Source organism: Caulobacter sp. ErkDOM-E, from assembly GCF_048541895.1.
Classification (GTDB): domain Bacteria; phylum Pseudomonadota; class Alphaproteobacteria; order Caulobacterales; family Caulobacteraceae; genus Caulobacter.
The window spans coordinates 1,083,340-1,100,244 of record NZ_CP183331.1; the positions used below are offsets into that span (position 1 = coordinate 1,083,340).

The following is a 16,905-nucleotide window of genomic DNA, read 5'->3' on the forward strand; positions in this document are numbered from 1 at the left end:
GATCGTCCCTAGCCGTCGACCAGGGTGGACTTGTTCGCCGGCGGATGGGCCGTGTGAGCGCTGCTGCCGAACACGCGATGCGTCAGCCGTTCGGCGCGCACCTTCAGACCGTCCATCAGGATGAAGACGACGGGAACATAGAGCAGCGACAGCAGGGTCGAGGTGATCAGGCCGCCGATCACCGCGATGGCCATAGGGGCGCGGAACTCGACATCGGCGCCGAAGCCGACCGCCACCGGCAGCATGCCCACGCCCATGGCGACCGTCGTCATGATGATCGGCCGGGCGCGCTTGTGCGCCGCATCGATGATCGCCTCGCGCTTGGTCATGCCGTTCTGCATGGCCATGATCGCGTACTCGACCAGCAGGATCGAGTTCTTGGCCGCGATACCCATCAGCATCAGAATGCCGATCAGGGTCGAGATCGAGAAGCTCGACTTGGCCAGAACCAGCAGGGCGAAGGCGCCGCCAATGGCCAGCGGCAAGGCGACCATGATGGTGATCGGGTGGGCGAAGCTGCGGAACAGCAGCACCAGCACGACGTACATCAGCAAGATGCCGGTGATCAGGGCGGCGGCGAAGCCGGTGACCATCTCCTGGATGAACTCGGCGTCGCCGGCGGCCACTTCCTGGATGCCGCTCGGCAGGTTCTTGACCGAGGACAGGGCGTGGACCCGTTTGCTGGCCTCGCCCACCACGATGCCGTCGAGTTCGGCGGTTATGGTGGCGACGCGCGAGCGGTCCTGACGGCTGATCTGCGACGGACCTGCGCCGAAGCGCACGTCGGCCACGGCGTTCAACGGCACCGGGCCGCCGGCGCTGGGCACCTGCAGGGTCTGCAGGATAGCCATGTCCTCGCGGGCGTCCTGGGTCAGGCGCAGGCGGATCGGCACCTGCCGATCGCCGAGATTATACTTGGGCAGGTTCTGGTCGATGTCGCCGATGGTGGCCACGCGCACCGCCTGCGAGATCACGCCGGCCGAGACGCCGGCGCGGGCGGCCTGGTCGGGGCGCGGTGTGACGACAATCTCGGGCCGGGCAATGGCCGCCGTATTGACCACATGGGCCAATCCCGGAACGTTGCGCATCTCGGCCTCGACCTTGCGGGCGGCGGCGTCCAGCGCCGGCCCGTTGTCGCCCACGAGGCTGAGCCTGAAGCTGGTGCCGTCGCTGGGACCACCGCCGCTGTTGGAGCCTGCGCCAATTCGGGCGCCCGGAATGGCGGCGAACTGGTCGACCATCAGGCGGCTGAACTCCTGCTGGTCCATGCGCTCGCCCTTGGGCACCAGATCGGCGTTCAGGGTGGCGGTATTGACCGCATTATTGCCGCCGATGGAGGCATAGACACCGCGAACCTCGGGACGGGCCCGGAGTTCGCGGGTCATGCGCCGCACGATGGCGTCTGTCTCGTCCAGGGTCGCGCCCGGCGGCAGCTGGACCGAGAACGGCGCGCGGCCACGGTCGGCGGCCGGCTGGAACTCGAAGGGCAGGGCCTTCGCCAGGAAGTACGAGGCCAAAATCATCGGGATGCCCATCGCCAGGACCTTCCAGCGATTGTCCAGGCCCCAGGTCAGGCTCTTCAGATAAGGCGCCATCCAGAACGGGTCGGCATCCTCGTGCTTGCCGTTGGCCTTGAGCATGTAGGCGCCCATCAGCGGCGTCAGCAGGCGGGCCACGACCAGCGAGAACAGCACCGAGACGCAGGCGGCCAGGGCGAAGGCCTTGAAGAACTGGCCGATGATGCCCGGCATGAAGCCGACCGGGGCGAACACCGCCACAATGGTGAAGGTCGTGGCCACGACCGCCAGGCCGATCTCGTCGGCCGCCTCCATGGCCGCCGCATAGGGCGTCTTGCCGCCCCGCATGTGGCGGACCATGTTCTCGATCTCGACGATGGCGTCATCCACCAGGATGCCGACGGTCAAGGACAGGGCCAGCAGGGTGATGCTGTTGAGCGACTGGTTCAGCGGCGCCATCAGGGCGAAGGTCGGCAGCAGCGACATCGGGATGGCGACGGCCGCCAGGAAGGTCGCCCGCCAGTCGCGCAGGAACAGCAGCACCACCAGAACGGCCAGCACGGCGCCGAGGATCAGCGCCTCCATCGAGGCCAGATAGCTGTCCTCGATGTATTTTACCTCTGAGGTGATCTCGTCGATCTCGACTTCCGGATGGGCCATGTCGAGCTTCTCGACGGCCTTGCGGACCTTCTGTGCGGTCTGGACCTCGCTGGCGCCGCGTGAGCGGACCATGTTGAAGGTCACGACCTCCTGGCCGTCATAGCGGGCGCGCGAGCGAGGCTCGGCCCAGCGGTCCTCGACTGTGCCCAGGTCGCCCAGGCGCACGGTGCCGCCCGCCGACAGGGGGATGCGGGTCTCGCGCAGCTGGTCGATCGAGCCGGCCGCGCCCAGGGTGCGGATGGCGCGCTCGGAGCCCGAAATGGTCACCCGGCCGCCAGGCAGGTCGGCATTGCTGGACACCAGGGCCTGGCTGACCTGGGCGGCGGTGACGCCGCGTGCGGCCAGGCGGTCGGGATCCAGGGCCACCTGGATCTCGCGATCAACGCCGCCGCGGCGATTGACCTCGCCGACGCCCTTGAGGGCCAGCAGGGTGCGGCTGACCTCGTTGTCGACGAACCAGCTGCGCTGTTCCGGTGTCAGGGTCGGAGCCTTGACCACATAGGTGATCAGCGGATCGCCGGAGATGTCGATCCGGGTGACGTTGGGCTCCTGCATGTCCTGGGGCAGGTCGCCCCGCAGGCCGGACATGGCGTTGCGAACATCGTTGGTGACCTGTTCGTGATCGACGCCCAGTTCGAACTCGATAAAGGTCGAGGACACCCCGTCGGTGATGGTCGAGTTGATGTGGCGCACCCGACCAAGGCCCGCGACCGAGTCCTCGATCAGTCGGGTGACCTGGGTTTCAAGTTCGCTGGGCGCTGCGCCGGGGCGCGCCGCCGTGACGACGACGAACGGCAGGTCGACGTCGGGATTGTTGTTGATCCGCATGCTGCGGAAGCCGGAAATCCCGGCGATGGTCAGCAGCAGGAACAGCAGGATGACGGGGATCGGGTTTCGGATCGCCCAGGCGGAGATGTTGTTCATCGCGTCAGGCTCCTAGCGGGCCGACTTGGCGGCGGCCGACGCCGTCGGGACAGCGCTGCCGATCCGCACAGCGTCGCCTTCGCCCAGGAAGCCGGCGCCCTCGACGACCACACGTTCGCCGGCGGTCAAGCCGGTGGCGGCAATCATGTCGGCCGTGGCGGCCACGATGGCGATGCGCCGGAAGCGGGCGTGGTTCTTGGCGTCGAGCACGAACACGCCGGGACGGTTTTCGCGATACAGCACCGAGGCGCTGGGAACCGTCAGGGCAGCCTGGTCTCCGGCCTGGATGGTGGCGCGGGCGAACATGCCGGTGCGGAAGCCGCCCATGCTGGACAGCGCCACCCGAGCGACGCCCAGGCGGGTCTGGCCATTCACCTCGGAGGTGACGATGCGCACCCGACCGGTGGTCTGGCCCACCTTGTCGGAGACGATGGTGGCGGCCATGCCCGCCTTCACCAGGGCCAGATCGGTCTCGGGGATCTCGGCGTCCAGTTCCAGGCGGCTGTCACGCACGATGCGGAAGACTTCAGCGCCGGTGCTGACGATCTGGCCCTTGGTGACGTTGCGACGGCTGATCAGGCCCGCCACCGGGGCGCGGATGGCGGTCTGGGCCAGGCGGGCGGCGGTCTCGCCGCGCGCGGCCTCGGCCGAGGCCACCTGGGCGTTGGCGGTCTGCTGCCTGGCCAGGCTGGTGTCCAGCGAGGCTTGCGACAGATAGCCCTTGGCCTGCAGCTCGCGCGAGCGGCGCAGGGAGGCTTCGGCCTCGGCCAGGGTGGCCCTGGCGCTGGCGACGCCGGCGTCCTGCTGGCGCATCTGGGCCGAAAGCAGGGTGTCGTTGAGCTTGACCAGGACCTGGCCGGCCTGGACGGTGTCGCCTTCCTCGGCATTGACCGAGATAGCCGTCAGACCACCCGTCTCGGCGCCGACGACGACCTCTTCCCAAGGCGAGATGGTGCCGGTGGCGTTGATCTGGCGAGGCACGGATTGCGAGACGACGGTGGCGATGCTGACCGTCTGGGTCGCGGTCGCTCCAGCCGGGGGCGCGGCCTTCTTGGGCTTCTTGTCGTCGCCGCAGCCGGCAAGCGTCAGGGCGCCCAGGCTCAGGACCACAACCAGCGCGCTCGAACGCATGACGCGCCCCTTGATCCCGTAAACCACGATCGTCCCCGATGTCCCAGAAAGCCTTCAGGGCCTTCTAGCCGACAAAGCGTGGGTCGCTGAGTTAAATGATCGTAAGACGATATGGAGGCGCGGCTTAGAGCGTTGGCGCGGCGCCCGACTGGGCCGTCAGGGCGCGATTGAACCCTTCACGGTCGCTCATCCGCGTCCAATAGGCGGCGACGGCGGGCGGAAAATCGTCCGAAAGACCCAGGGATGTGGCCAGCAGCAGGGCGTAGGCGATCGAGATATCCGCGCCCGTGAAGCGGTCGCCGGCGGCGAAGGCATGGTCTTTCAGGATCAGGTCCAGCCCCTTCAGTCGCGACAGGAACCAGCGGGCATAGTCGGCGGCGACCTGGGGGTTGCGGCGTTCCTCGGGCTCAAGGCGCGAATAGCGCAGCACCAGGGTCTGGGGAAAGGTCAGGGTGGCCTCGCCGAAATGCAGGCCGTTCAGATAGGCGCCATAACCGGGCTCCTGGGGCCCCACCGAGAGGTGTCCCTCACCATGGCGCATCGACAGATATTCGATCATCGCTGCGGACTCGGTCATCCGGGTGTCGCCGTCGATCAGCAGCGGGATCGTACCCAGCGGGTTCTCGTCGAGAAACTTCCGCGCCAGGAACCTCGGCGGGAAGGGCAGGAGCTTGAGGTCGTACTCAAGCCCCAGCTCTTCCAGCGCCCACAGCGGACGGAAGGACCTGGCGTCGCGGCAGTGGTAGAGGGTGATCATAGGGGCCTAGAGCCGCTCGACGATGGTCACATTGGCCAGGCCGCCCCCTTCGCACATGGTCTGCAGACCATAGCGGCCGCCCGAGGCGCGCAGGGCGTGGACCAGGGTGGTCATCAGCTTGGCCCCCGAGCCGCCCAGGGGGTGGCCCAGGGCGATGGCGCCGCCATTGACGTTCAGCTTGGCCGGATCGGCGCCTAGCACCTGCAGCCAGGCGGTCGGCACCGAGGCGAAGGCTTCGTTGACCTCGTAGAGGTCGATGTCGTCGACCTTCATGCCGGCCCGTTTCAGGGCCTTTTCGGTGGCCGGGATCGGGGCTTCCAGCATGATCACCGGGTCATGGCCGATAACGGTCATGTGGTGGATGCGGGCCAGCGGCTCGACACCCAAGGCTTTTAGCCCCCGCTCATTGACCACCAGCAGGCCGGCCGCGCCGTCGCAGATCTGGCTGGAGGTGGCGGCGGTCAGGCGGCCGTTTTCCTGCAGCAGCTTGACGCCGCCGATCGACTCCAGGGTGGCCTCATAGCGGATGCCTTCGTCGGTGGTGTGCTGCTCGATCGCACCATCCGCGAGGGCAATTTCCAGCGGCACGATCTCGGCGGCGAACTTGCCGGCCTTGGTGGCGGCGATGGCGCGCTGGTGGCTGGACAGGGCGAAGGCGTCGAGGGCCTCGCGGCTCAGATCATACTTGCGGGCGATCATCTCTGCGCCGGCGAACTGGCTGAACTGGATGTCAGGATACCGTTCCTGAATGCGCGGGCTCATATAGGTCCCGAAGCCGTTCTTGTAGGGCAGGGCCGAGGACAGACCCATCGGTACGCGGGTCATGCTTTCCACGCCGGCGGCGATCACCACGTCCATGGCTCCCGACATCACGGTGGCGGCGGCAAAATGCAGGGCCTGTTGCGACGAGCCGCACTGGCGATCCACCGAGGTGGCCGGCACGCTTTCGGGCAGGCGCGAGGCCAGCACCGCATTGCGGGCGATATTGATGCCCTGCTCGCCCACCTGGCCCACGCAGCCCAGGATCACGTCCTCGATCAGGGCCGGGTCGATGCCGCTGCGGTCGACAAGGGCATCCAGCACCGCGCCGGCCAGATCGGCCGGATGCCAGCCGGCCAGTCGCCCGCCCTTGCGGCCGCCGGCGGTACGTGCGGCGGCGACGATATAGGCTTCGCCCATGGTGTTTCTCCCTGTTTTGCGGGAGCGGACCAGAAATCCAGGGGCTTGTCTTCCGTGACGCGGCGTCAGTCGGCGAGGGGGCGACGCATCCTGTTGATCCCGCCGACCAGCAGGGCCGCCAGGGTCAGGAAACTGAACAGGCTGCCGGCGATGAAATAGGTCCGGCCCCAGACCTTGGCGTCAACCAGCACAGCGAAATGCAGCAGGGCGCCCAGGCCGTGAAAGGCGCTGGCCCACATCGGCCACCAGCGGTCCGACCTCAGGGCGATGGCCAGCAGCACGGCCAGCAGGACCAGGTCGATCAGCATCACGCCGATCTGCAGGCCCCAGAGCTGCATGCCGTTCTGGACCAGGCCGCTGCCCAGCCAGGCCGCGACCATGGCGATCGCCGCCGTCCGCTCGGGCCAGCCGCCGCGCCACATCGCCGGCGCGGCGGCCACGGCCAGACAGACGATTCCCAGCCATTGATACAGCGAATGAAAGATCATCCGCCGCAGGGTGACGGGGTTGATGTCAATTGCAACCGTCGTCACCGCGCCTTGGTCAGGCCGCCCTGGTCTCCACCGCCGTCAGGCTCAGACGACCTTCGGGCGAAGGCGGCTTGTCCCCGGCATTGCCGAACGACACGGCGGCCAGGCCGATATCGCGCTGAGCGACCGACAGGCGCCTGTGGGTGTCGACGATATTGCCGCGCGCCAAGCCCAGGGCCTGCATGGTTTCGATGGCGGCCATCAGGGCGTCCTGGCCGACCAAGGCCGAGATGTTGGCGTCCTGGCGACTGGCGGGCATCAGACCGGCCAGGGCGGCGGTGCTGGCAATGGCGGCGTCGATGGCCTTTTCGGCGGCGAACAGGGCTTCGGCCACAGTCTCGGCGGCCAGGCGGCGTTGCTTGAGCATGAGTGATCTCCTCACGCCGACGGGGTCGGCGCGTTGCAAAGGGATGAAGACGTGTTGGCTTTTGAGCCCGGGCCGGAGGGCGCGGGTCTTAGGGCGCGATGGCTTGCAGGGCGTGCAGCCCCGCCAGGATCGAACCGAACGCGAAGGCGGTCACGATCATCACGGCGCCGATGAAGGTCAGGCGCTTGAGCGGTGTTAGCGCATTGGGCCCTCCTCCAAGTCCGGGGAGTAGCAGTCCGGGTGTTCCGGCGTGTCCCGGAAGGTCTCGTCCATCACCGCGCTGGCGATGCACAGGATCTCGCGCAGCACCATTTCCGCCGGCTTGAACGGCGCCTGCTTGCGGGTCGCAGTCACCAGGTCGCGGACCATGGCCGCGCTGTTCGGGGTCGCCGACAGGCTGGAAAGCTGCCGCTCCAGCTGCCCCCAGGTGAACGGCGGGGTCTGGTCGGGGGGCGTGTTCAGCGCGGGCCAGCTCTGCTGGAAGCGCCGTATGTCCTCGTGCAGATGGGCCACCCGGCCGATCGCATCCTTCTGGTGTGGGTTCAACTCGGTCACTGAACGCTCCTTCCTCAATACGGTCAGCTGACCGCGAGGAGAGAGCGTCGCCTAGCCGCGACGGATAGGACCCCGATCCGATCGGAGGGGGGGTATCGGGGGCGGGCGGCGAGATCCGGTCGCTGGCCAGGCGCGCGGCGGCGTAGCGGTCGGGCGCGCCCAGGCGCTTGCGGGCCTTGTCCAGATGCCAGTCCACGGTGTGCTTGGAGAGGCCCAGTTCGCGGGCGATCTCCTTGGAGCTCATGTGGCGATCAACAAGGCGCAGGCATTCGCGCTCACGCTCGGTGAGCCGATCAAGGCCGATGGCGGCTTCGCCCGGATGGATCGCCCCCTTGTCCATCCTTTGATCTAAGGCGTTGCCGCAGCTCGGAGCAAGCCGCCGTCGCTATCGGGCGACGACATCGTCCGTTTCGAGATCGGTTGAGGCTGTATCGAGACAGCTGCAACGGCTCACGCCTCGCGGCGCGCGGCTTCCGACTCGGTGGACGGCGAGGCGGCGCGGATCAGTTCCAGCACGTCGACAATGATCAGCCGCATGGCGGTGGAGGCCCTGTCGGCGTCGCGGGCGATGATCGCCTCGGCCACATCCTCGTGCGACGGGATGCTGGCGGTGCGGCCCTTGATGCGGTTGGTGAACCGGATCGAGATGCGCAGGGCGGTGTTCACCAGCTCGTGCAGCTCGCGATAGAACGGGTTCTTGGTCGCGTTGAGGATCGAGATGTGAAAGGCGATGTCGGCCGAAAGGGCGTCGTCCTCGCCCTCGGCGGCGGCCTTCATCCGGCGCAGGCCCTTGCGGATCTCTTCCAGCCCCGCCTCGTCGGCGTTGCGGGCGGCCAGGGCGGCGGCGGCGGGCTCGATGCCCAGGCGCATCTCGGTGAATTCGGCCAGCAGGCGCAGGGAGAACTTGCGTTCCAGCAGCCAGCGCAGGACGTCGGGGTCCAGCAGGTTCCAGTCCGCCTCCGGCTCGACGACGGTGCCGTGGCGCGGACGGGCGCTGAGCAGGCCCTTGGCGGTCAGCATCTTGACCGCCTCGCGGGTGACCGTGCGGCTGGCTCCGAACTGCTTGGCGAGTTCGCCTTCGGTGGGGAAGCCGACGGTGGCATATTCGCCCGTGACAATAGCCTGACCCAGCGCCTCGACCAGACCGTAGGTCAAACTGAGGCCAGGCTGGGTACGCATCGGCTAGTCGTCTTTCCTGCGGGTCGGCGCGATCTGAATCGGTCCTGTTTAGCGTGGTTCGTTCAGGCCCGGAACAAGGGGTGCGTCACACGAATACACGGCTCTCCCGCAGTTGTCTGACCAATCTTGCATCGTTCTTTGGCTGCAATGCAGGAGCGATGCTTTGTTGGCGGGGCGCCTTAGGTCTGGCTGTTCCAGGCCGCGACCAGGGCGGCGGCTTTCTGGCCGACCTCCTGGGCCGAATAGCCGGGTCGATAGAGCTCGCCGCCCACGCCGATGCCGGCCACGCCTGCGGTCAGCCACGGTTCCAGATTGGCCGCCCCCACGCCGCCGACGGCATAGACCAGGATGTCCTTGGGCAGCACGTCCTTGACCGCCTTGATGTGGCTGGGACCAAAGCTGCTGGCCGGATAGAGCTTCAGCGCCCTGGCGCCCGCCTTGACGGCCGCGAAGGCCTCGGACGGCGTGGCGAAGCCGGGCATGGCGGTCAGGCCCAGCGCCACGGCGCGGGCAATGACCTCGGGATCGGTATTGGGCGTGACGATCAGCTTGCCGCCGACCGCCGCCACATCATCCACGGCCTGGGGTGTCAGCACGGTGCCGGCGCCGCACAGGGCGACATCGCCATAGGCTTCGCAAAGCCGGCGAATGCTCTCCAGCGGATCGGGCGAGTTGAGCGGCACCTCGATGGCGCGGATGCCGGCCTCGACCAGGGCCTTGGCGATGGCCACGACTTCATCGGGCTTCACGCCGCGCAGGATCGCCACGATGGGCGGGGGAGCGGTGACCGTTTCAGGCGAGGACATGGGACTCGTTGCTCTTGGAGGAGGACAAGGCGGAGAGGCCGGCCAGCACGGCGGCGTCGCCATCGACAGCCACGGTGTGGCCGCCCTGGGCGGCAATGGCCTGGCCGTAGAACTCATTCAGGGTCGGGGCGCCGACCAGAGTCACCTGCCCCAGCGCGCCGAACCATTGGCGGGCGGCGGCCGCGTCGGCGCCGATCAGCAGGCCCGACAGGAAGCCCATGGCGTCGGCGGCGGGCAGGCCGTCCAGCAGTTGGCGAGCGCGGGTCTCGAACAGCAGGTGCGGCAGCAGGGCGGGGCCCTTTTCGACGATCCGGGCCAGACCCATGGCGAAGCCCGCGTCCGAGCCCTGCACGTCGGCGGCGACGCCGGCGGCCAGGGTCGAGTGCTGGCGCAGCAGGGCGAAGGCCTCGCCGACCGGAGCGGTGAGAAAGCCGGTGATCGCGCCGTCTTCGACCACGGTCCACTTGCTGTGGGTGCCGGGCAGGACCAGCAGGTGGCGGCCGGTCTTCAGGGCGGGATGCAGTTCGAGGGCGCCCAGGATCTGGGTTTCCTCGCCGCGCATCACGTCGGGACCGCCCAGCGGATTGACGCAAGACAGGCCCGGGATGATCGACACCGGCAGGCCGTCGGCCTCGATCTTCAGCACCCGTTCGCGCAGGTCATTGGCGGTGGCCGGGCAGGGAGCATAGGGGGCTTCCACCCAGCCGATGCGCGAGCCGACCATGCCGCACAGGATTGCGCCCGACGGGCCGGCCTCGCGCCAGTCGCCGACCAGATCGAGGAAGGTCTGTTCCGGCGGTTTGGTCAGCGCGCTGACCCCGGGACCATCCCGGCGATCCAGCACGCTCTTGCCCTGACGCAGATACAGGCGAAGCCGCGAGGTGCCCCAGTCGCCGAAGATCGAGATTGACGGGTCCATCAGTGGCTTTCGCGGGTGACGACCGAGCCGGAGGCGCCGACCAGGAAGTCCAGATCGCAGCCTTTGTCGGCCTGAAGAACGTGGTCGATATAAAGCTTGGCGTAGCCGCGCGTCGCCACCGGCGGCGGGTTGGCGCGCCAGACGGCCAGTCGGGCTTCCATCTCGGCGTCCGAGATTTGCAGGTTCAGGCTGCGGCTGGGGCCGTCGAACACGATCTCGTCGCCGTTGCGGACGATGGCCAGGGGGCCGCCGGCATTGGCCTCGGGCGAGACGTGCAGGATGACGGCGCCGAAGGCCGTGCCGCTCATCCGGGCGTCGCTGATGCGAACCATGTCCTTGACGCCCTTCTCCAGCAGCTTGGTCGGCAGCGGCATGTTGCCCACTTCCGGCATGCCCGGATAGCCTTTGGGACCACAGCCCTTGAGGACCAGGATCGAGGTCTCGTCGACCTCCAGATCGGGGGTGTCGATGCGGGCGCGGAAGTCCTCGATGGACTCGAAGACCACGGCCTTGCCGCGATGGCTCAGCAGGTGCGGGCTGGCCGCACTGGGCTTCATCACCGCGCCGCCGGGGGCCAGGTTGCCGCGCAGCACCCAGATGCCGCTGTCGGCCTTCACCGGCGCGTCGAGCGGGCGGATCACCTCGGCGTTCCAGACCTCAGCCTTTTCGTACTGGGCGCCGATGGGGGCGCCGGTGACCGTTGGGGCGGTCGGGTCGAGGAAGGGCTCCAGCGCCTTCATCACTGCGGGCAGGCCGCCGGCATAGTGCAGGTCTTCCATCAGGAAGCGCCCCGAAGGCTGCAGGTCGACCAGCAGCGGCACGTCCCGCGAAAGGACGTCGAAGTCCTCCAGCGTCAGGTCCACGCCCAGGCGACCCGCCAGGGCCAGCAGGTGGATCACGGCGTTGGTCGAACCGCCGATGGCGGCATGGACGCGCAAAGCGTTCTCGAAGGAGGCGCGGGTGACGACCTGCGACATGGTCCGGCCGTCAAGGACCATGCGGACGATGGTGCGGCCGGTCTCGTGGGACATGGCCCGGCGACGGGCGTCCACGGCGGGAATGGTGGCGTTGTAGGGCAGGCTCATGCCCATGGCCTCGACGATCGAGGCCATGGTCGAGGCGGTGCCCATGGTCATGCAGGTGCCGGGCGAGCGGCTCATGCCGCTCTCGGCCGACATGAAGTCGGGCAGGCTCATCTCGCCGGCCCGGACGGCTTCGGAGAACTTCCACACGTCGGTGCCTGAACCGATGTCCTTGCCGCGGAACTTGCCGTTCAGCATCGGACCCGACGAGACGACGATGGTCGGCAGATCGACGCTGGCCGCGCCCATCATCTGGCCCGGCGTGGTCTTGTCGCAGCCGCCCAGCAGCACGACGCCGTCGATCGGATTGCCGCGGATCGACTCCTCGACATCCATGGCCAGCAGGTTGCGAAACAGCATGGCCGTCGGCCGCATCTGGGTCTCGCCGAGCGAGATGGCGGGGAACTCCAGCGGCAGGCCGCCGGCTTCCCAGACGCCGCGCTTCACGTGCTCGGCGATGTCGCGCAGGCCGGCGTTGCAGGGGGTGATCTCGGACCAGGTATTGCAGATGCCGATCACCGGACGGCCGTCGAACACGTCGTCAGGCAGGCCCTGGCTCTTCATCCAGCTGCGATGGATGAAGCCATCGCGATCCAGCTTGCCGTAGGATCCGCTGCTGCGCAGGCGCTTGCCCGCGTTACCGTCACTCATAACCATCCCTATCGCCGGTTGGATCCGGCACTCGAACGCCTCTTGCGCTCATTTATAATATTATTTGGACCATCGCAAACCGCCGCTGAAAATACCCGATTGGTCTTCTTGCTCCGCCGCGTGAGGTGAGCCCTCATGCGGCGGGGTTCTCAGGGGGTAGTCGGGTGAATCAGCGCGCGCCGCGTCGGGTCGTCATTGTTGGCGGCGGCACAGCGGGCTGGATGGCCGCCGCCGCCCTGTCCCGGCTGCTGAAGGGCGCGTACGGCCCCATCACCCTGATCGAGTCCGAGCAGATCGGCACGGTCGGAGTGGGCGAGGCGACCGTGCCGCCGATCCGGCTGTTCAACCACCTGCTGGGCATCGACGATACACGCGCTCGACCGCCGATGTGGCGGGTCGTCTGCCGGCATGAAGAAGCACATCGCCAAGGCGGTCGAACGTTTGCCGACCCGCGCGGCGTTCATAACTGAGCATTGCCGCGCCCCGCGTTGAGATGTCGATTCTGGTGAATCCAGTTTTAACGGCGATCCAAGACTCCCCGGCCCGCCGGCGCGAATTTGTGAGTCTAGTTAGACTCATCAATGCCGTTCAGGGCGGGTTAGCGCCTCGTTAGGATTAACGAATATCTGCCGTGTATTAAGCATGCGACACTATGCCTTAAATCAAATAGAAAGACTGCTGCTGGATACTAATCGTCGGGCGAAATGCCCGCCGGTAGTCAAAACGACACCGGAGACCTCCTAGAAGGAATCTTCGTAATGGCGCTGAACAGCATCAACACGAACCAGGGCGCTCTTATCGCTCTGCAAAACCTGAACTCCACGAACATGGAGACCCAACAGGTCCAGCAACGCATCTCCACCGGCAAGAAGGTGGCGAGCGCGAAGGACAACGGGGCCATCTGGGCGACCGCCAAGAATCAATCGGCGACCGCGTCCTCGATGAACTCGGTGAAGGATTCGCTGCAGCGTGGTCAGTCGACCATCGACGTGGCCCTGGCCGCCGGCGACACCATCACCGACCTGCTGGGCAAGATGAAGGAAAAGGCCCTGGCCGCTTCCGACACCTCGCTCAACACCTCCAGCTTCAACGCTCTGAAGGCCGACTTTGAATCCCTGCGCGATCAGGTGACCAAGGCCGCCACGAACGCCAAGTTCAATGGCGTCAGCATCGCCGACGGCACCACCGCCAAGCTGACCTTCCTGGCCAACTCGGACGGTTCGGGCTTTACGGTCAACGCCAAGACCCTGACCCTGGCCGGCATCGGTCTCACGACCGGTTCGACCTTCACCACGGCCGCCGCGGCCAAGACCATGATCGGCACGGTCACGGACGCGCTGGGCACGGCGACCAACAAGCTGGCTTCGCTGGGCACCAGCTCGACCGGCCTGGACACCCACCTGACCTTCGTCGGCAAGCTGCAAGACAGCCTCGACGCCGGCGTGGGCAACCTGGTTGACGCCGATCTGGCCAAGGAAAGCGCTCGCCTGCAATCGCTGCAGACCAAGCAGCAGCTGGGCATCCAGGCGCTGTCGATCGCGAACTCCTCGAGCTCGTCGATCCTGAGCCTGTTCCGCTAAACCAAGACGACGGCCGGAGCGACGGGACGCGTCTTGTCCCGTACGCGCCAACGGCTGCGACCTGAGAGGGGGCGGACTTCGTGTCCGCCCCTTTTTTCATGGGCGACGCCGGGATCATGAGCCGAAGGCTGGGTCGTCGAACACCGACGCATAGCCTGACGCAGATTGCTGCTGAAGCGATGGGGTAGGGTCCCGCTCTCGCGCCGCCCTTGTCGAGCAAAAGCCCAAGCGGCGAGGGTTTCAGCAGGGCCTTGCCGCGATGGGGCGCCGCAAAGCGGGCTTGCCCATTCTCGCCTGACAACGTTATCAAAAGCGACTTGTCGGACGAGGAAAGGACGAGGGTTTCCGCCTGGGCGTCGGCGCCGCCTACAGCCGTGGCCAGGATCGCCCCGGCCAGCAGGACGTATTGGGCAACCCTCATTGTTTCCTGCCACGACATCACTGTCATCGATCTATCGCGACAATCAGTCCGTGCATGAAACCGCGTAGGGTTTGAGATACCGGTAACATTAGGCGCGTGACGCAAAAAAAGAGAAGCGGGAGCATGAACACCAGGACCCTTATCGTCGCGCTGATGGCGACCACCCTTCTGACCGGCGTGGCGCTCGCCCAGCCTGTCTTCGCCCCGACCGACAAGGCGACGGCTCATCCTGCCCGGTGGCCGGCCGCCAAAAGCCAGGGTCTGGTCGACGCCCAGACCGAAGCCTTTGTCGACGGCCTGCTGGCGAAGATGACGCTGGAGGAGAAGGTCGGCCAGATGATCCAGGCCGACACCTCGGCCATCAAGCCCGAGGATCTCAAGACCTATCCGCTGGGCTCGATCCTGGCGGGCGGCAGCTCGCCGCCGCTGGGCGCGCCCGACCGCTCGGCCAAGGAACCGTGGGTGGCCACGGTGCGGGCCTTCCGCGAGGCCGCCGCCACGCGCGGCGGGACCAACATCCCGCTGATGTTCGGCATCGACGCCGTGCACGGCAACGGCAATGTCGTGGGCGCCACCCTGTTCCCGCACAATATCGGCCTGGGCGCGACCCGGGATGCCGAGATGATCCGCCGGATCGGCGTGGCTACGGCGCGGGAGACAGCGGTGTCAGGATTTGACTGGGCCTTCGGACCCACCCTGACCGTGCCGCGCGACGACCGTTGGGGCCGGACCTATGAAGGCTATTCCGAGGACCCTGAAATCGTCCGGCAGTATGCCGACCAGATGATCCTGGGCCTGCAGGGCGCGGTCAGCGAAGGCCAGGTGCTGCAGAAGGGCCACGTGGCCGCCAGCGCCAAGCACTTCCTGGCCGACGGCGGCACCGAGAAGGGTGTCGACCAGGGTGACGCGAAGATCTCGGAAAGCGAACTGATCGCCGTCCACGCCCAGGGCTATGTGCCGGCCATCAATGCCGGCGCCATGACCGTGATGGCCTCGTTCAACAGCTGGAACGGGATCAAGATGCACGGCAACAAGACCCTGCTGACCGATGTGCTGAAGGGCCAGATGGGCTTCGACGGCTTCGTGATCGGCGACTGGAACGGTCATGGCCAGGTGGCCGGCTGCGTCCCGACCAACTGTCCCCAGGCCGCCAATGCGGGTCTGGACATGTACATGGCTCCCGACAGCTGGAAGGCCCTGTTCGACAACACCCTGGCCCAGGTGAAGTCGGGCGAGATTTCGCAGGCCCGGGTCGACGACGCCGTGCGCCGCATCCTGCGGGTCAAGGCCAGGCTAGGCCTCTTCAAGACCGCCCGCCCGTGGGAAGACCGCGACGGCGTGATGGGCAACGCCGAGCACCGCGCCCTGGCCCGCGAGGCGGTGCGCAAGTCGCTGGTGCTGCTGAAGAACAATGGTGTGCTGCCGATCAAGTCGAGCGCCAATGTGCTGGTCGCAGGCTCGGGCGCCGACGACATCGGTCGTCAGTCGGGCGGCTGGACCCTGTCGTGGCAGGGCACCGACAACAAGAACAGCGACTTCCCCAACGCCCAGTCGATCTGGTCGGGCCTGAAGGACGCGGTAGAGGCCGGCGGCGGCAAGGCTATGCTGAATGTCGACGGCAGGTTCGACAGCAAGCCCGATGTGGCCGTGGTGGTGTTCGGCGAGACGCCCTATGCCGAGGGCGTGGGCGATCTGAAAACCCTGGAATACCAGGCCGGCGACAAGACCGACCTGGCCCTGCTCAAGCGCCTGAAGGCCGCCGGCGTGCCGGTGGTGGCGGTGTTCCTGACGGGCCGCCCCCTGTGGGTGAACCCGGAGCTGAACGCCTCGGACGCCTTTGTCAGCGCCTGGCTGCCGGGCTCGGAAGGCGGCGGGATCGCCGATGTGATCGTGGGTGACAAGGCCGGCAAGCCGCGCGCCGACTTCCACGGCAAGCTGTCGTTCAGCTGGCCCAAAAGCGCCGCCCAGACCTCGCTCAATCGCGGCGACAAACGCTATGATCCGCTGTTCGCCTATGGCTTTGGCCTGACCTATCGCGACAGGGTTCGGCTGCCGAAACTGTCGGAAGTCTCGGGCGTCACGGCGGCTTCGCTGAACGTCTCCAACTACTTCGTGGCCGGCAAGACGCCCGCGCCGTTCAGCTTCAAGCTGTCGCCGACCACGGCGGTGCAGATCCGGCCGGTGGACGCCGGCGGCGTGCAGGAGGCCGGTCGTCAGATCGTCTTCTCCGGAAGCGCGCCGGCGACGGCGGCGATCACCGGCGACGGAACCATCGACCTGACCTTCCAGACCAATGCCGAGATGGGCCTGCTGATCGACTACCGCGTCGATGCGCCGGCGTCCGCGCCGGTCAGCCTGTCGATCGGCGGGGGCAAACTGGACGTCTCGCCGGTGCTGGCCGCCGCGCCCGTAGGCGAGTGGCGGAGCCTGAAGGTCCCGCTCAAGTGCTTCGCGGCGGCGGGCACGGACGTCACGAAAGTGGCCGAGCCGTTCGCGCTGTCGACGGCGGGCTCGCTGACGGTCACCCTGCAGGGCGTGAAGCTGACGACTGATCCAGCCGGGGCGGTGTGTCCGGCGAAGGCGCAGTAGCGACAACAACCGTTTGTCATCCCGGAAGCCTCGCAGAGGCTATCCGGGACCCAGGGGC

At 67.2% G+C, this 16,905-nt stretch carries 13 protein-coding genes and 2 pseudogenes; 3 read left to right on the forward strand and 12 right to left on the reverse strand.

Annotation, left to right across the window (positions count from 1 at the left end):
- Positions 1–8: 8 nt before the first annotated feature.
- The 12 genes and pseudogenes from ACN2C7_RS05380 to ACN2C7_RS05435 all read right to left on the reverse strand — a co-directional run bounded on the left by ACN2C7_RS05380 (position 9) and on the right by ACN2C7_RS05435 (position 12,257).
- A complete protein-coding gene (locus ACN2C7_RS05380; protein ID WP_419320306.1) occupies positions 9–3,101 on the reverse strand; it encodes an efflux RND transporter permease subunit in 3,093 nt (1,030 codons plus the stop codon).
- A 12-nt stretch (positions 3,102–3,113) separates the two neighbouring features.
- Complete coding sequence (locus ACN2C7_RS05385) at positions 3,114–4,232, reverse strand: efflux RND transporter periplasmic adaptor subunit (protein ID WP_419320308.1); 1,119 nt, start codon at positions 4,230–4,232, stop codon at positions 3,114–3,116.
- 124 nt (positions 4,233–4,356) lie between these two features.
- Entirely contained in the window at positions 4,357–4,989 is a 633-nt protein-coding gene (locus ACN2C7_RS05390) for a glutathione S-transferase family protein (protein WP_419320310.1), read from the reverse strand.
- Between the two features lie 6 nt (positions 4,990–4,995).
- Positions 4,996–6,168, reverse strand: coding sequence for an acetyl-CoA C-acetyltransferase (locus ACN2C7_RS05395; RefSeq protein ID WP_419320312.1), 1,173 nt, complete (start codon positions 6,166–6,168; stop codon positions 4,996–4,998).
- Between the two features lie 65 nt (positions 6,169–6,233).
- Complete coding sequence (locus tag ACN2C7_RS05400; RefSeq protein ID WP_419320313.1) at positions 6,234–6,701, reverse strand: hypothetical protein; 468 nt, start codon at positions 6,699–6,701, stop codon at positions 6,234–6,236.
- Positions 6,702–6,711: 10 nt separating this feature from the next.
- Positions 6,712–7,065, reverse strand: a complete 354-nt coding sequence (locus ACN2C7_RS05405) for a hypothetical protein (RefSeq protein WP_419320315.1) — start codon at positions 7,063–7,065, stop codon at positions 6,712–6,714.
- A gap of 195 nt (positions 7,066–7,260) precedes the next feature.
- Entirely contained in the window at positions 7,261–7,620 is a 360-nt protein-coding gene (locus ACN2C7_RS05410) for a hypothetical protein (RefSeq protein ID WP_419320317.1), read from the reverse strand.
- A 184-nt stretch (positions 7,621–7,804) separates the two neighbouring features.
- Positions 7,805–7,864: pseudogene (locus tag ACN2C7_RS05415) on the reverse strand (hypothetical protein); the annotation flags it as partial.
- A gap of 206 nt (positions 7,865–8,070) precedes the next feature.
- Positions 8,071–8,799, reverse strand: a complete 729-nt coding sequence (locus tag ACN2C7_RS05420; protein WP_419320319.1) for a FadR/GntR family transcriptional regulator — start codon at positions 8,797–8,799, stop codon at positions 8,071–8,073.
- Between the two features lie 179 nt (positions 8,800–8,978).
- Positions 8,979–9,605, reverse strand: a complete 627-nt coding sequence (locus ACN2C7_RS05425) for a 2-dehydro-3-deoxy-6-phosphogalactonate aldolase (protein WP_419320322.1) — start codon at positions 9,603–9,605, stop codon at positions 8,979–8,981.
- Positions 9,592–10,524: a 2-dehydro-3-deoxygalactonokinase gene (locus tag ACN2C7_RS05430; RefSeq protein WP_419320325.1), complete on the reverse strand. Its 933-nt coding sequence runs from the start codon at positions 10,522–10,524 to the stop codon at positions 9,592–9,594. The genes ACN2C7_RS05425 and ACN2C7_RS05430 overlap by 14 nt, the downstream gene beginning before the upstream one ends.
- A complete protein-coding gene (locus ACN2C7_RS05435; protein WP_419320327.1) occupies positions 10,524–12,257 on the reverse strand; it encodes an IlvD/Edd family dehydratase in 1,734 nt (577 codons plus the stop codon). Before ACN2C7_RS05435 ends, ACN2C7_RS05430 begins: the two co-directional genes overlap by 1 nt.
- A gap of 221 nt (positions 12,258–12,478) precedes the next feature.
- Between ACN2C7_RS05435 and ACN2C7_RS05440 the strand changes: the two are divergent.
- The 3 genes and pseudogenes from ACN2C7_RS05440 to ACN2C7_RS05450 form a co-directional block, all read left to right on the forward strand.
- Positions 12,479–12,625: pseudogene (locus ACN2C7_RS05440) on the forward strand (tryptophan 7-halogenase); the annotation flags it as partial.
- A 390-nt stretch (positions 12,626–13,015) separates the two neighbouring features.
- Entirely contained in the window at positions 13,016–13,837 is an 822-nt protein-coding gene (locus ACN2C7_RS05445) for a flagellin (RefSeq protein ID WP_419320329.1), read from the forward strand.
- Between the two features lie 544 nt (positions 13,838–14,381).
- Positions 14,382–16,847, forward strand: a complete 2,466-nt coding sequence (locus ACN2C7_RS05450; RefSeq protein ID WP_419320332.1) for a glycoside hydrolase family 3 protein — start codon at positions 14,382–14,384, stop codon at positions 16,845–16,847.
- The last annotated feature ends 58 nt before the right edge of the window (positions 16,848–16,905 follow it).

Excerpts from the sequence above, each read along its gene's own strand:
- ACN2C7_RS05405 (WP_419320315.1), bottom strand. The coding sequence starts at position 7,065 with ATGCTCAAGCAACGCCGCCTGGCCGCCGAGACTGTGGCCGAAGCCCTG.
- ACN2C7_RS05450 (WP_419320332.1), top strand. The coding sequence starts at position 14,382 with ATGAACACCAGGACCCTTATCGTCGCGCTGATGGCGACCACCCTTCTG.
- ACN2C7_RS05420 (WP_419320319.1), bottom strand. The coding sequence starts at position 8,799 with ATGCGTACCCAGCCTGGCCTCAGTTTGACCTACGGTCTGGTCGAGGCG.
- ACN2C7_RS05390 (WP_419320310.1), bottom strand. The coding sequence starts at position 4,989 with ATGATCACCCTCTACCACTGCCGCGACGCCAGGTCCTTCCGTCCGCTG.
- ACN2C7_RS05395 (WP_419320312.1), bottom strand. The coding sequence starts at position 6,168 with ATGGGCGAAGCCTATATCGTCGCCGCCGCACGTACCGCCGGCGGCCGC.
- ACN2C7_RS05425 (WP_419320322.1), bottom strand. The coding sequence starts at position 9,605 with ATGTCCTCGCCTGAAACGGTCACCGCTCCCCCGCCCATCGTGGCGATC.
- ACN2C7_RS05380 (WP_419320306.1), bottom strand. The coding sequence starts at position 3,101 with ATGAACAACATCTCCGCCTGGGCGATCCGAAACCCGATCCCCGTCATC.
- ACN2C7_RS05385 (WP_419320308.1), bottom strand. The coding sequence starts at position 4,232 with ATGCGTTCGAGCGCGCTGGTTGTGGTCCTGAGCCTGGGCGCCCTGACG.
- ACN2C7_RS05430 (WP_419320325.1), bottom strand. The coding sequence starts at position 10,524 with ATGGACCCGTCAATCTCGATCTTCGGCGACTGGGGCACCTCGCGGCTT.
- ACN2C7_RS05445 (WP_419320329.1), top strand. The coding sequence starts at position 13,016 with ATGGCGCTGAACAGCATCAACACGAACCAGGGCGCTCTTATCGCTCTG.
- ACN2C7_RS05435 (WP_419320327.1), bottom strand. The coding sequence starts at position 12,257 with ATGAGTGACGGTAACGCGGGCAAGCGCCTGCGCAGCAGCGGATCCTAC.